This is a genomic window from Treponema primitia ZAS-2, assembly GCF_000214375.1.
Taxonomy (GTDB): Bacteria; Spirochaetota; Spirochaetia; order Treponematales; family Breznakiellaceae; genus Termitinema; species Termitinema primitia.
In genome coordinates this window covers 2169293-2184253 of sequence record NC_015578.1, presented here as the reverse complement: position 1 = coordinate 2184253, position 14961 = coordinate 2169293, and the positions used below count along the sequence as shown (strand labels likewise).

11 protein-coding genes and 1 pseudogene are annotated in these 14961 nt (G+C 48.3%); 3 read left to right on the top strand and 9 right to left on the bottom strand.

What is annotated here, in order from left to right:
* Positions 1–158 precede the first annotated feature (158 nt).
* From TREPR_RS09555 to TREPR_RS09540, 3 genes are all read left to right on the top strand, one after another.
* Positions 159–752: a hypothetical protein gene (locus TREPR_RS09555; protein ID WP_015708103.1), complete on the top strand. Its 594-nt coding sequence runs from the start codon at positions 159–161 to the stop codon at positions 750–752.
* A complete protein-coding gene (locus tag TREPR_RS09550; protein WP_015708102.1) occupies positions 745–1086 on the top strand; it encodes a site-specific integrase in 342 nt (113 codons plus the stop codon). Before TREPR_RS09555 ends, TREPR_RS09550 begins: the two co-directional genes overlap by 8 nt.
* Before the next feature lie 299 nt (positions 1087–1385).
* Complete coding sequence (locus tag TREPR_RS09540) at positions 1386–2600, top strand: IS256 family transposase (protein WP_015707812.1); 1215 nt, start codon at positions 1386–1388, stop codon at positions 2598–2600.
* Between the two features lie 125 nt (positions 2601–2725).
* On the opposite strand, the gene TREPR_RS09535 is transcribed toward TREPR_RS09540, so the two are convergent.
* From TREPR_RS09535 to TREPR_RS09495, 9 genes and pseudogenes are all read right to left on the bottom strand, one after another.
* A complete protein-coding gene (locus TREPR_RS09535; RefSeq protein ID WP_041611118.1) occupies positions 2726–3136 on the bottom strand; it encodes a (deoxy)nucleoside triphosphate pyrophosphohydrolase in 411 nt (136 codons plus the stop codon).
* Complete coding sequence (locus tag TREPR_RS09530; RefSeq protein WP_148257279.1) at positions 3133–3693, bottom strand: hypothetical protein; 561 nt, start codon at positions 3691–3693, stop codon at positions 3133–3135. The genes TREPR_RS09535 and TREPR_RS09530 overlap by 4 nt, the downstream gene beginning before the upstream one ends.
* A gap of 239 nt (positions 3694–3932) precedes the next feature.
* Complete coding sequence (locus tag TREPR_RS09525; RefSeq protein ID WP_015708099.1) at positions 3933–5222, bottom strand: response regulator; 1290 nt, start codon at positions 5220–5222, stop codon at positions 3933–3935.
* Between the two features lie 3 nt (positions 5223–5225).
* Positions 5226–7748, bottom strand: a complete 2523-nt coding sequence (locus TREPR_RS09520; RefSeq protein WP_015708098.1) for an ATP-binding protein — start codon at positions 7746–7748, stop codon at positions 5226–5228.
* Positions 7738–12288 carry an ATP-binding protein gene (locus tag TREPR_RS09515; RefSeq protein WP_015708097.1) on the bottom strand — a complete coding sequence of 1517 codons (4551 nt, stop codon included), beginning with the start codon at positions 12286–12288 and terminating at the stop codon, positions 7738–7740. The genes TREPR_RS09520 and TREPR_RS09515 overlap by 11 nt, the downstream gene beginning before the upstream one ends.
* A 77-nt stretch (positions 12289–12365) precedes the next feature.
* Positions 12366–12641, bottom strand: a complete 276-nt coding sequence (locus TREPR_RS09510; RefSeq protein WP_015708096.1) for a Y-family DNA polymerase — start codon at positions 12639–12641, stop codon at positions 12366–12368.
* A gap of 121 nt (positions 12642–12762) precedes the next feature.
* Positions 12763–12906, bottom strand: a pseudogene (locus TREPR_RS19270) (IS256 family transposase); the annotation flags it as partial.
* A 189-nt stretch (positions 12907–13095) separates the two neighbouring features.
* Positions 13096–13500: a (deoxy)nucleoside triphosphate pyrophosphohydrolase gene (locus TREPR_RS09500; protein WP_015708094.1), complete on the bottom strand. Its 405-nt coding sequence runs from the start codon at positions 13498–13500 to the stop codon at positions 13096–13098.
* The gene (locus TREPR_RS09495; RefSeq protein ID WP_015708093.1) at positions 13497–14762 is read right to left on the bottom strand and encodes a hemolysin family protein; all 1266 of its coding nucleotides are present in this window, start codon (positions 14760–14762) and stop codon (positions 13497–13499) included. Before TREPR_RS09495 ends, TREPR_RS09500 begins: the two co-directional genes overlap by 4 nt.
* Positions 14763–14961 lie beyond the last annotated feature (199 nt).

The window sequence follows — 14961 nt, the reverse complement described above, 5'->3', positions numbered from 1 at the left end:
ATAACATAATATCTTTGTCTGATACCTACTTACGTTGTAAGGATTTAATTGAACCACAAGAAAACTGGCGTTCATTCATGATTAAAACTATGAGCAAGCACTATGAGCAAAACCCCATTTAAGGGGTTTGTTCTGGTTTTGCTTAGGGAGATTGTGACATGATACGTCAGCAAGAGCGGCAATTCCATTTACACCCTCGTAATGGCATTTTTTACGTCCAGTTTATCAATCCTGAAACTAAACAGCGGCTTTCCGCCTTATCCACTGGTAAATCCACGAGAGATGAAGCTCTCCTAATTGTCTATGACTGGTTGGCTAAAGGAATACCCAAAAAACAGCCTAAGACCGCTCTTTCGCCATCGGCTCGATTAGTGTCGGATGTATTGAGTACAGCCCAAATCCTAGCCGGGCTTAAAAATGCCGCCTTAACTAGCCAGGATGTCCTAAAAATTGAGAAAATCCTTCAGGACCAAGGGCTTGTGAGCTTGATAATCCGGCAAAATACCCTTGGCGATGAACTTTTTGAGGATTTTATTACTCGTTTTTGGGATTATAAACGCTCTCCCTATGTACAAGAAAAACACTCCCATAAATTACGAATTGGCCAGACCCACACCAAATTAAGCCTTGAAAGGGCCTATTTATATTGGATTCCTTTCTTTAAGGGAAAGACCCTGGGACCAGGAAGGACAGCTTCTGGCTTTAAAGAAAATGCTTATTCGTTTGCGCTTAGGGGAATCTTATGTGGTTAAGAATTGGGGGAGATCTCAAAAACCGGAAGCGCTGAAGGACCGGGCGGAAGCAAAAAAAATTCGTCAAGAGGCGGTGGATTATTGGAAGAAGCGGAATGTGGTTTTCCATTCCTGGCGTCATTTTTATGCGGCGCGGATGGCCGACAAAATTGAAGCCCGCAAAGTCATGTTGGCCACCGGGCATAAGACGGAGGCTGTTTTCAAGGTATATGCGGATCATGCTCTTGAAAACGACTTGAATGATGTGGCGGTAACCACCGGGGATGTTTTTAGCGGGCTTTTGCCGGAACTCTCCCTTGGACAGGTTAACACCCAGAAGGAAGGCAATGTATGAAGACCATAGCAATCAATTCAATCAAAGGCGGGACAGGGAAAAGTACCCTGTCTGTCTTTTTGTCAAAGCATTAACCGGCGCTGGATATAAATATCTGGTAATTGACGCTGATGCAAGCAACAATTCGCTTTCCTTCTATTTAAACGATTCTGCCGGATTGGGTTTGACACAGAGGCGGAAGGCCTTGCACCACAACAAAACTTAATGGCCGAGTATCACAGTCTGAATGAGTTAACCAGCCTGCTTCGAGCCTGTAACAAAATTAGTGTAAACGGCTATACTACCTAGAAGGAGCAAGTATGGCCTTTTCAAAAGAAGTCCTGGACGAGATTTTGAAGGACTACCATGGGCCCGATGACTTTTACGGGCCCGAAGGGATCATGAAGCAGCTGACCAAAGCGCTGGTGGAGCGGACGATGGAGGCTGAGCTGACCGAGCATCTTGGGTATGAGAAAAGCGACCCGGGTGAAAAACAAATCTCGAACCGCCGGAATGGCAAAAACAGCAAAGAGCTGAGGACCGACCACGGGCCGATGCCGGTCGAAGTCCCACGTGATCGGGAGGGGACATTCGAGCCTCAAATTGTTCCCAAACACCAGCGGGAGTTTCGGGGGTTCGATGACAAAATCCTTTCGATGTACGCCCTTGGGCTTACTACCCGCCAGATTCAAGATCACCTCAAGGATATCTACGCGGTTGACGTCTCGCCTGAGCTTATCAGCCGGGTAACCGATGAGGTTAAGGAACTGGCAGCCGAATGGCGGGGGCGGGCTCTTGAGCCCTTTTACCCGGTAGTTTTCCTGGATGCGCTGCGGGTCAATATCCGCGATGGGGCTGCGGTAGTCAAGAAATCCGTTTATTTGGCCTTGGCGATACGTTTGGACGGCCAGAAAGAGCTGTTAGGGCTCTGGATTGAGCAGAACGAAGGGGCCAAGTTTTGGATGGGCATTATGAATGAACTCAAAAACCGGGGGGTACAGGACATCCTCTTCGCCGCCGTCGATGGGCTGACCGGTTTTCCCGACGCCATTGCCGCGGTGTTCCCCAAAACCGAGGTCCAGCTTTGCATCGTCCATATGGTCCGAAACTCAGTTCGGTTTGTCCCCTACAAAGACCGGAAGGCGGTGACAGCCAGCCTCAAAACTATTTACCTGGCTCCTTCAGCGGAACTTGCCGCCGAAGCGCTGGACGAGTTCTCAAAAGTGTGGGATAAAAAATACCCGATGATTTCAAAGTCCTGGCGGAGCCGGTGGAACGAGGTCATACCGTTTTTCAAATTCCCACCTGAAATCAGGAAGGCGGTGTATACTACCAATGCCATTGAATCGGTTAATTACACGATTCAAAAAATTATCAAACACCGCCAGTCTTTCCCAAACGATGAGGCTGCGGTGAAATTAATTTTTATGGGCTTGAAAAACATTTCCAGAAAATGGACAATGCCTATACGGGATTGGGGCGCTGCCCTCAATCAATTCGCAATCATTTACGGGGAAGACAGAGTCCCCCTATGATTACCGTTTACACTAAAAAAATTACAAGTTCGCCTGCTTCAACAAATCGTACCAATTTTTTGTGTTCCAGAGGCATTTCCGCAAACCCACGACAGCTCCGACGCCTTTTTCATAAGTGTAAAAAATCATACACAGGCTATATCTTCCATCAATTTCTTGACTATGGGCAAATCTGCCGCAGCCCAATCAACACGTAGTAGATCCATTTTTTTAAGCCACACAAAACTTTTATGCTCTTTCAGTGTAAAATTACCATCATTTACCCTGCATAAAAAGCTGTGCAGGGTAATTTCAAAGTCCGGATAACTATGATGTACTGTCATGTAGAAATCCTGCTCCTGGATGTTAATATCCATGGCTAGTTCTTCATTAAGCTCCCTCATCAACGCCTGACAATTAGATTCTCCTGGTTCAACCTTCCCACCCGGAAACTCAAACCTGTAAGAAATATAATCATATTTACCCGCACTTTTTTGCAAGCAAAGGATTTTCCCACTAAATTCTATAATACCCGCAACAACTTCCAGATGTTTCATTCGCAAGGGGTTGCATACCCCGGTCCAATAAATTTCCTTACAGAACAACATACCCAGCCGCTCTGCGGCGGGGTTGTTGATTTTGAATGTAAAATAAGGTTTATATCGCTCATAACAATGAGGGGTATGGGGATTTCTACGAGGTATTCATCGAATATATCAAGAAAATATATTTCAGTTTCACCTTCTATTGTTTTTATAGTCGCTTTATCGATAGTATTTATACACTTCTTGTTTATCGCAAGCCTGTATTTACCGGTTGCCAAAAATGCAGCCGCCATAGCATTTTCATCAGAGAACTCAGACCCATCACCCAGGCAATCAATATGAATGATAATATTTTTGCCATTATATTTATGGATAAAGCTTGGATTCTCTCCATTAATTCTTGCAACGATATTCCTGTCTCGGTAATTCATATTCATATCAACCAGATACCCAATATCCATGGTGTCATTTACTCTTTTTACCGTTGCCCCAAATTGCCGATATTCATTGACATCTATCGTATTCATTTCACTTTCGTCAAATAATTTCTCATAATCAAAATCTTCCATAACGGAACCATAAACCAGCAGCGGCATTTGATCAAACAACAACCTGCCATACCTATCATAGACCTTGAGGAAAATAACCGTTTTGTACAAAGCCGTTTCATCTTCATTGGTACCTGGTTGCGACACGAAGCTCGTAAAAGGAGGAAAGTTGTTTTTGATAATAAGGGTTCCGCTTTCATTGCAGGGATAGTCGGGTCAGCTCCTTCACGGGAAAACGGAGACCCCGGCCTTAAGCGGCCCTATTTTTCGTTCAGGTTAAATACCCCGTCCCAGTCCCCTTCGGGCGGTTTTTGCCGGAAGGCTGCGGAGCGGTCCCGGAATAGCTGGGTCGGCCTATCCTGGGGAGCAATGTTTAGTACCCCCTCAAAGGCGCTTTCCGCAGCGGTCCAGTCACGGCCTTCAAAAATTTCCAGGGCAGCGTTGAAGAGTTTGGCGAGTTGCACGGTTTCGGCCGGCGCCGCACCGGCGATATCCAAAATTTCGTAGAGCTGTACCGGGGTGTTCACCCCTACCACCCGGACACGGTCAAGGCGGCGGCAGAGGAGTTTATTACCGGTTTCCTGAATAGTTTTTTCGGCCGCCAGTATTTGTGTGCCGTACTGTTTGTTTACCCCCTCAAGCCGGGACGCCAGATTTACCGCATGGCCCATGATGGTATAGTTCATCTTCCGTTCGCTGCCCATGTTCCCCACAATCATATTACCCGAATTGATCCCAATCCGGGTAAAAAGCGGATCGGGACTCCGGCCCTTTTCCAGAAAATAGGCGTTCAATTCTTTTTCTTTTTTTTTCATTAAAACTGCGGAACAGCAGGCCCGCAGGGCGTGATCCGGGATATCCAGAGGCGCCCCGAAAAAAGCCATGATGGCGTCCCCGTTGTATTTGTCTATGGTTCCCTTCTGTTCCAGAAGGATATCGCTCATGGCGGTGAGGTATATATTGAGGAGCCGCACCAGGTCTTCCGGGTCCATTTTTTCTGCAAAGGACGCAAACCCCTGAATGTCCGTAAACACGGCGGTCATGCTCCGTTTGGCGCCGCCGAGCTGCAGCCGGGAAGGATCGCTCATTACGTCCTGAACCACATCCCCGGAGACGTAGGTGGAAAAGGCCTTCCGCAGATTGTCGTTGTAGTATTGGAGTTCCCGCTGCTGGGCTTGTACCAGAAGATGGACCTCAATACGTTTTAATAATAGGGAGGGCTGAAATGGTTTGGTTATATAATCAACGGCTCCCAGGTTCAGGCCTTCAAGCTCATCATCCGTCTCGGTCTTACCGGTAACGAATATAACCGGGATGTCACGGGTTTCCGGACGGTCCTTGAGGATTTTTATCGCCTCGTAGCCGTTCATTTCCGGCATTTCGATATCAAGCAATATCAGATCCGGCTTGTTGTTTTCTAAAAGGCTGAACATTTTTTCCGCCGAAGGGGCGGTAAAAACACTGTACTGCAGGCTTAATACATTTTTTCCCGCCCGCAGGTTCGCCGGATTATCATCCACCAGAATTATTACTTCCTTTTTAGTTTCCATGCCTTAATTCCCCGTTGTTTTAATGAGAGTATCTATGGTTTTTATCGCCGCCTGATATTCGGTCATCAGGACCTGATCGGAAATAGTATTTATGATCCCCGCTATTTTAGCGTCAAAGGTTTTACTTTCCAGTTCCTCAAGGATCCTGTCGATGGTATCAATATTTTCCTGTTCCAGCGCCGTTTTAATTTCCGTGAACAGGTGAAGGTAGGGGGATAGATCTTCCTCTGTCTGTCCGGTCTCCGCCGGGTTTTCTGTTTCAATCCGTTCCACCAGACTTTTAAGATCGTAGTAAAAACCCGCGAGAGCCCCTTCAATGGTCTGAATATCTCCGTTTTTCCCCGCTGTCTCAAGTATGGCCGCTTCTTTTGATACGGCTTCGGCGCCTATGGTAGCGGCGGCGCTCTTTAAGGCGTGTACGGTGGCGGTAAAGAGGGGCAGCTCCCGTTCTCCGGGAACCTGGGTAAGCAGGGGAAGCCGGTCCTCACAATCCTTGTGGAACGAGGCAAGCACTTTGCGGTACCCCGTTTCGGTACCCCCGGTCATGGCTATGCCCTTGGCGGTATCCACACCGCTTATTTTCAGGTCCGTCGTCTTTACCGTTCGTGTCCGTACCGCTTCCGGACCTGCGTCCCGGTGTTTCTCTGCGGGAATCAGGCGGGCTACGATACGATCAAGGGCGGATATTTCTATGGGCTTGGGAAGGTAATCGGTGAACCCCTTTTCCAAAAACATTTCCTTCATACCAACCACCACATTGGCGGTCAGGGCTACTATGGGAAGGTTCTGAAAATATGCGTCGCCATCCATACCATCGGCGCCCTCTAAAGAACGAATTGCTGCGGTTGTTTCAATGCCGTCCATGCCGGGCATCATGTGATCCATAAACACAATATCGTAATGGTTGTTCTTTACTAATTCAACCGCCTCTTTACCGCTTGTGCAGGTATGAATATCCATTTGATAGGGTAACAGGAGGCCCTTTGCCACATTAATATTCGTGATGATATCGTCCACAATGAGTATCTTTGCCTCCGGAGCGATGAATCGGATTTCCGCCTGTTCCTGGAGTGTATGCTCCGTCCCGGCGGGCGGCGTTTCTCCGCGGACTTTCTGGGGAATTACAACGGTAAAGATACTGCCTTCGCCGTATTTTGACTGTACGGTTAGATCTCCCCCCATAAGCCGGCAGAGGTTACGGCTGATTGCAAGCCCCAGGCCGGTCCCTTCGGTCCCCTGGTATTTTTTGTTATCCAGGTGGGTGAAGTTGCCGAACAGTTTATCCATATCTTCATCTTTTATACCCAGCCCGGTATCGGTAATCTCAAAGTTCAGCTGGATGTCATCGCCCTCTGTTTTTGAAAAGACTGTCAGCTTTATATACCCCTTTTCGGTGTGTTTAACTGCGTTCCCCAGGATGTTAAGCAGGACCTGCCTGATCCGCACGATGTCACCGTACAGTTTAATATTTGTGCTGCAGTCAATATTGGTAATAAAATCGATTTGCTTATCCTCAATTCTCACCCCGATAATGTTAATGACATCGCTTATCAGGGAATCAAGAAGGTACTCTGTGGGGTGTATCTCCGCCTTCCCCGAATCAATATTTGAAAAGTCAAGGATATCATTGATGATGGAGAGCAGGCTTGAACCGGCCTGCTTGATCCGCTGAGCGTCCTGATATACATCGGGGCTGATATCTTTTCTCAGGATCATTTCCGTGGTCCCCATGATAGCGTTCATGGGTGTGCGGAGTTCATGGCTGGTATTGGCGAGGAAATTACTTTTAGCATCCGAGGCGCTTTCCGCTTCCCTTTTAAGCTCAATCAAGCGGCTGTTCTGTCGGTTAACCTGGTTTAACAGGGAAATATACACTATGATAGCAATGATGATAAATACCAAAGACAGGGCAATCTGCCCCAGTATCTGAGACCGCAGGTCTAAATAAATACTTTCGGCTTCGAAGTCGCAGCCGATAATGCCCACCGCGTCTCCGGCGCTGTTAAGGATGGGCGTATAGGTGGAAACCACCCGTCCCCATTTGTCCTGAGAATCAATTGTGCCGCCGAACTGGGAATTTTTCGTCTTCATGGCTTTAAAAAAAGCCTTGTCATAGTTGCGCACATCCTCCAGACTCCCAAGCGGTGAAAAGGAGCTGTCCCCGGGCTGGCCGCTGCCGTCAATGATAAACCGGAATATCGTATCGTTGACCGGCGCCATGGTGTACAGATAAAGACAGTTGACATCTTCTTTTATGGCCAGCATCTTTTGCCTGGTTGTTTCATAATAGGGATCATTTGGATCAAGGGTTTTGCTTAAATTGACAAAGGCGTCAACGTCAATTAATGCGCTTACCTTTTCGTTAATCGGTATTCCCTGCCGTGCGGAGAGGGTGGTGGTAACATTCAATATTTGCTGAAAGGATGTGATGATGATAACCGTAAATATTGCCGCTACAAATATAGCAAAGAACAGGGAGAACCGGTACTTAAATTTAGTGATAATCTTGTCTTCTTTAGGCGCCATTGCCGTCTCCTGTCAGGGCGTTAATTATTTTTATCCCCTGTTTAAATTCGGACATCAGTACCACATCGGAAAGATTCGCTATTAGTTCCAGTGTTTTAGCAGTCAGGGGTTCTTTTTCCAGCAGCGCGAGGAGCCGGTCTATGTTTTCGATATCCTCTTTTTCAAGGGCTGCCTTCAGCTCTATAAACAGGGAAAGTGAGGCGGAACCAAAGGCGGGAGTTTCCCGCGCTGTATCATTGCTTTGGACCAGATGTAGATCCGCCGCGATACTTTCTGTTAGGGCTGTAAGATTTTTGTGGAAAGCCGGGATGTGTTCTTCAATGGAACCCAGGTTCTTCGCTTTTCCCGCAGCTTCAAGTTCCGCCGCGGCTTTTGATACTGCAGCGGCGCCGATGGTGGCGGATGCGCTTTTAAGTGCGTGTACCTGGGTGGTAAACGCATCTAAGGCTTCCGGGGCAGGGACCGTTTCCAGCAATGGCAGCCGTTCACAGGCGTCCTTGTAAAAAGCGCTAACCACCTTCACGTAGCCTTCTTCGCTGCCCCCTGTAAGGGTTATACCCTTTTTAACATCCACGCCGGCGTTCAAAAGCTGTGCATAATGGAACGTGGGACCCTGTTCCGCACTATCCGGTTTTTCCGGTGTATCTGAGCGTATCATCTTCGATTTGGGGATCCACCGTTCAACAACATCGTTGAGCTGGCTGATTTCTATGGGCTTTGAAATATAATCGTTGAAGCCGTTTGCCAGGAACATTTCCCGCATTCCAGAAAGGGCATTGGCGGTGAGGGCAATGATGGGCATCTCTTTTGTATAGGCAAGATCCAAGGCGCGGATAGCCTTGGCGGTTTCTATGCCGTCCATACCGGGCATCATGTGATCCAATAAAACAAGGTCATAGGGGGTCTCCTTCACCTTGCTTACTGCCGTAAGACCGTTAAGGCAGCAGTCTATTTGGGCCTTGTAGGGGACCAGGAGTCCCTCCGCCACCGTAAGGTTGGTGGTGATATCGTCTACGATCAGTATCCTTGCTTCAGGCGCGATGTACCTGACGCCGGTTTCTCGCCGCTCGTGGTTAAAGGCCTTGCCGTTAAGCACATTGGCGATGGGAACCACATAGCCGGGCATCACGATAATGGGGATGTTTTGAAAAGAGAAGGACCCCCCCAGATCCGATAGTTGGATAACCTGGGTTTTACCCCCGCAATCAAGGATGATCTGAACGGCCTTTTCCGCTTCCCGGGCCTGTATAAAAGCGAAGGGGTAGGCGCCGTTTTTAAGCCGGGCGAAAAAATCATCCCTGCTGCCGGCGATGGTAACCGGCGCCCCTAGGTCCTTAAGGGATTTGCATATCGATTCGGTGTAGATATTCTGCGGGTGGTAAAACAGCACCCCCTTCTCATCGGGGCTTTCAACCGCCGCCAGGGCTTCTCCTTCCGTGTATTGCTGTGAAACCTGGGCGGTGAACACCGAACCTTTGCCGTACTCGCTGCTTACGATGATGTCACCCCCCATGACCAGGCAGAGGTTCCGGGTTATGGCAAGACCAAGGCCGGTACCTTCAATGCCCCTGTTCCGTTCCGCATCGAGACGCACAAAATCGCCGAAGAGGGAATCCAGATCTTCTTTTTTGATACCGATACCACTGTCGGCGATTTCAAATTTTAAATTGAGGAGCTCCCCGTTCCTTTCACCGCTTACGGTAAACTGTATATGCCCTTCCTTCGTATACTTTGCCGCATTGGACAGCAGGTTTAACAGTATCTGCCGCATCCGGGCTTCGTCCCCGGTTAGGTTATCCGGAAGCAGGGGGTCTACATTCACCATGAAGATGATCGGCTTTTCAGAAACCCTGATCCGTATGATGGTTATCACATCGTTGAGCAGAGAACTGAGCCGGTAGGGGGCGGATAGGATCTGAATTTTACCGGCCTCAATTTTTGAAAAGTCCAGTATGTCGTTGATAATAGACAGGAGATTGTATCCGGCCTGTTTAATATCATTAATGTAGTCCTTGACCCGGCCTGCTGTTTCTTCCCGCAGGACTAGCTCGCTTATACCAATGATGGCATTCATGGGGGTGCGTATCTCGTGGCTCATGTTGGCCAGGAATTCGCTTTTGGATTTATTTGCCTGTTCAGCCTGACGCATGGCGTTCTCAAGCTCGTTAACCATTTGAATACGTTCCGCCGCATTTTTTACCTGAAAAATAGCCATGCCGACGGCCACCAGAATAGCTGCGGCGATGAGGACCAGGAAAATCCGTACCGCCAGGTATTCCAGTATGGCCAATTCTTTTTCCACATTGAGGGTAATGGAATTGCCGGGCAGCCTTCCCGGCGGAGATCCTACGGAGCGGACCGAAAAGGTATATTTCCCACCGGAAAGGTTGGTATAGGAAATATTGGCCGCTTTTCTGTCCGTGAGCAGCTGTTCCTTTGTATCCTGCCCCTTAAGCCAATAGGTGAGAAACGCATCTTCGTGGAGACCGAAGGAGAGGATGGATATGTTAAAGGTGATACGCTGGGTATTTCTTGGTATCATAAAGGGATCCGGCAGTTCGTAGTAAACCTCTCCGTTAATTTCTATGCTGTTCACCGCGGCATTGGGAATTTTCTGGGTGACATCGTTTATCAGGGACAGGCTGTTTATACCGTTGTTGCAGCAGAAGTAGAGAATCTGCCTTTTGTCATCAATATAGTTCCACGCATTGGCGTTAATCTCCCCGGACAGACCGTTTGCTTTGCCAAGTTCCCGGATGGTGAGGGGGAGATTATCGTTTAGCAGCATCGCCGGGTCCGCCTGGATGATCAGGTTTGTGGTGAGGATCCAGAGCTTCCCTTCATAGGGAAGGATATCGAGGATACCGTAGGCGGGGAATTTTTCGATTTTTCTAACCCCCGGTTCCGGCGCCGCAGTGAGGTCAATATAGCAGAGTCCCATGCTCGTACCCACCCAGACGCCGTTCTTCAGGGGATCCCGGGCTATACGCAGGATAACATCCCCCGAAAGCCCCTGGGTGGTATCATAGTGTTTAACCCCGTTCCGGCTTACCGCAAAAAGCCCGCTGCCGTCGGTACCGATGTACAGGACCGGTTCTTTCCCCCGGGTATCGTACCACAGGGAAAGTATCATAATTTTCGGCATAACCAGGGGTGCAGCACTGCCGAATGTTTCCTCCGGTGAAATGACCTTCCCCTGCCGCAGAAATACTATGCCATCCACGGTTCCTACGGCGATGGTATCGTTGGCAAGTTCCGTCACTACCCGGACCCGGGCGGTGGTTTCGGAAGTGTCATCCAGATACCCGGTGAAGAGCTCCGTTTTTGGATCGTACCTGATGATTCCGTACTTTGAGTAGGCGCCTATCCAGATAATGCCGCTGCTGTCCCGGTAGATGGAACGGACACGGATATTATTGAGCTGCCGGGTCAGTGGGGTATTCCGGATATTTCCCTGTTTATCCGTGATAAGAAGCCCCGAATTAGAGGCAAAGTAATAGTAATCCCCATCAAGCAGTATGGACTGAACGGCAAATTCTGATATCCCCAGGAACTGGTTTATATTGCTGAATGGACTTTCTGCAAGGATAATAGCGCCCCCCTCGGATGAGGTGATCCAATAATTGTTCTCGTAATCCTGAATGATTTCCGTAAAGAAGCCCTGGAGCCCCAGGGTTTCGACGGGATAAAACAGTTTATCTGTTCCAAAAAAGCCGATGCCATTATCAGCGGTAATCCATATCCTTTGCTGTTTGTCCTCAAAGGCATTTTTACAGTTATTCAGGGGAACCGTATATTCGGAATAGGAGATTTTCTCTCCGTCCAGGGTAGCAAAAAGCACCCTATTGTTCTGACACCCGATAACAATCTGATCGTTTGAAAGGACATCGACGGAGTAAAAAATCAAATCCGGATTAAGGATCATGGTTTTTCCCGTAACAGTACGGATGAACAGTTCCCCGCTGTTCAGTATCCCAAGGATGTTGTTTTTTGAATCCATGGCCAGGGAAATAATATAGGGAACACGATCCGTATCCAGGGGAATCAGGGTCAGCCGTTCTTCCCGGTCGATTGAAAAGAGGCCGTTGGATGAACCAAAATACATGGTCCCGGAGCTGTCCTTGACGATGGCCCGGATCATATTTGAAGGGAGCTCCTGGGCTTGGTTAAATATCTTAAACTTACCCCCGCGATAGGACACAACTCCGCTTTCGCTGGTGCCAATCCAGAGGGTGTGATCCGCTCCCTCCAAAAGGGCGCGCACATTGGAACTGGGGAAATCGTCATTACTTACGGCGTTAAAGGTTTTAAAGCTGTTGCCGTCAAAACGGGTCAGCCCGCTGTAACCCCCGAACCACAGATACCCATCCGATGTTTGCAGTACCGTATTGGCCTCATCCGAGGGGAAGCCGTTACTGCTGTTATACACGGTTTGGACGTGGTTAGACAGAAAAAGCCTGCTTGCCATTTCACCTGCAGGCTGTTCATCCGCGCCGGCAAAACCGGATATAACTAGGAACAGGACAATAAAAATACCCATAGAAAGGATATTATCATGTTATTTATATAAAGGGAATATTTACATATCTGAGATACCATATTATATGACTATATTAATCATATATGCTCAATAAACCAGTATGGGATGAGCGGGTTAGGTGGAAAAATAAAAATTTCTGACAGATTTTCGACTTTTGCCATGCCAGGGCTAATCCCCTCTTTCATTGCTTCCGGCGAGAGATCAAGAACTAAAGCTCTGCCCCCCGTAGCCCCGGCAACGACAAAAGGCCGCCCCCGCAGGCTGGTATCCTTTTGAGCCGCCACTGCCGCCCGAAAGCCGATGATATTAAGATGGCAAACAGAGCGGTTTATGTTCCCATGTTCCATATCCATTTCTCTATTACCCTGCGGCGTCAGCCTTTTTGATTACTTCCTCTATACTCACCGGGCGATAGTTTTGTACATCTACCCCGACATTGATTGCCCGGCGCCCGAGCTGTTTGAATTTTTCCTGGATCTTGCTTAACAACTTTCCCGTAAGCTGTTTTAATAAGCCGTCCTGTCCCAGAACCTCGTCCCGGGACAATCCCTTCAGGTTCACCTGGTCCAGCATCTGGTCGATCAGATCCTTCTCTTTCGTCTTTCGTGTCTTGGCCATCTTTGCTCCCTTGGTATTCTACCATCTTTGGCCATTTACACATACTTCCTGACACGCCCATGGATGGCGCCGACAGGACTAAACCCCGGCTGGAATGAGCAAACAGGATGTTTGCGAATGGAAGGCGATTCCGCCCGGCACCTTAGTTTAACTCTTTACGTTGTAATGATTTAATTAGGTATATGCGGATTAGACTATATCATCCATTAATTTCTTGACTATGGGCAAATCTGCCGCAGCCCATTCAACACGTAGTAAATCCATTTTTTTAAGCCATATAAAACTTTTATGCTCTTTCAGTGTAAAAGTACAATCATTTACCCTGCATAAAAAGCTGTGCAGGGTAATTTCAAAGTCCGGATAACTATGATCTACCGTCATGTAGAAATCCTGCTCCCGGATCTTAATATCCATGGCTAGTTCTTCATTAAGCTCCCTCATCAATGCCTGACAATGAGACTCCCCTGGCTCAACCTTCCCCCCCGGAAACTCAAACTTGTAAGAAATATAATCATATTTACCCACATTCTTTTGCAGGCAAAGGATTTTTCCGCCAAATTCTATAATGCCCGCAACAACTTCCAGATGTTTCATTTTGAATATAAAATAAGATCTATATCGCTACCCCGCACCACCACCTCCAGCACCCGGTGCCGCAGCGCCTTAGTAACCTGGACACTCAGGTTCCTGAAGCTGAAGGACTCCCCCTCCTTGGGGACCCCCCCCAGGGTTTCAATGACCCAGCTCCCCACGGTGGTGGCGTTAGTCCCCTGATCCTCCCCGATGGCGTAGAGATCCAGCACGTCCTGTAGGGCGGTATTGCCCAAAACCCGGTAGGCGCCCCCGCCCAGGGCGGTGATTGCCTCCACAACCTGGTCGTGTTCGTCCCAAATTTCGCCCACCAGCTCCTCCAGGATGTCCTCAATGGTCACAATCCCCACGGTGCCTCCGAATTCGTCCACTAAAATGGCCATTTGGGACTTTTTTTCCTGGAGGGTCTTGAGGAGACGGGAGATTTTGATGGATTTGACCACAAAAACTGCGGGTTTCATGATGCTTTCCAGGGATTTGCCCTGCTTTAATACACCATAGTGAAAGTCTTTCTGGAGTATAACCCCGGTTATACTGTCAATGCTGCCCCGGTAAACCGGCAGCCGGGAAAAGCCGGTTTCGTAGAATTTCGCCTCAATACGCTCCGGGGTATCCTGGATATCTACCGCTGCCAGGTCCACCCGGGGGGTGACAATTTCCGCAGCCGTCAGATCGTCAAATTCGATGGTCCGGCGTATCATATCCTCTTCCTGGGCGTTAATGCCTCCCTCCTGACGAACCTCTTCCACAAAGGTCAGGAGTTCCGCTTCGGTGACCGTCCGGTCCGTCTTTATATGGAACAGCTTGATGATCAGCGCCTTCCAGAGGGAGAAGAAACGGTTTAGGGGGCGAAACAGGAAGACAAAAAACTGCAACAAGGGGGCGCAAAACATGGCAAAACTTTCAGGCGCCTCCTTTGCCATGGTCTTCGGGGAGATTTCCCCAAAGAGAAGCACCAGAATAGTCAGGACCAGTGTGGAAATAGGTACACCAGCCCGCCCCAGGAGCCCCACAAAGAGGACTGTCCCAAGGGCGGAGGAGGCAATATTGACGATATTGTTCCCTATCAGGACTGAGGAGAGTAATTTGTCGTAATTTTCCGCCAATTTCAGCGCCAGGGCAGCCCGTTTATTGCCCTGGTTGGCTAAATTTTTCAGCTTAATGCGGTTCAGGGAGGAAAAGGCGGTCTCTGAGGCGGAAAAAAAGGCAGAAAAGCAAAGCAGCACGCCCAAAGTAAGGATAATGCCAAGGCTGTCAAGGTCCATATTATAGAGTATACCATAAAATGCTTAAAAAGTGTCAGTCAGCTCCCGGGAATTTCTACTTCCCGGCGCTTTCTTAATGCGATTATTTATCAAAAATTTTGCTATAACATGGGTTTTTTAGTAAAATAATACGAAAATTCGTAAAATATTGATTTTTAGTTTGTTTAATGCTATGATAAACTTGAGTATTTTTCGATAT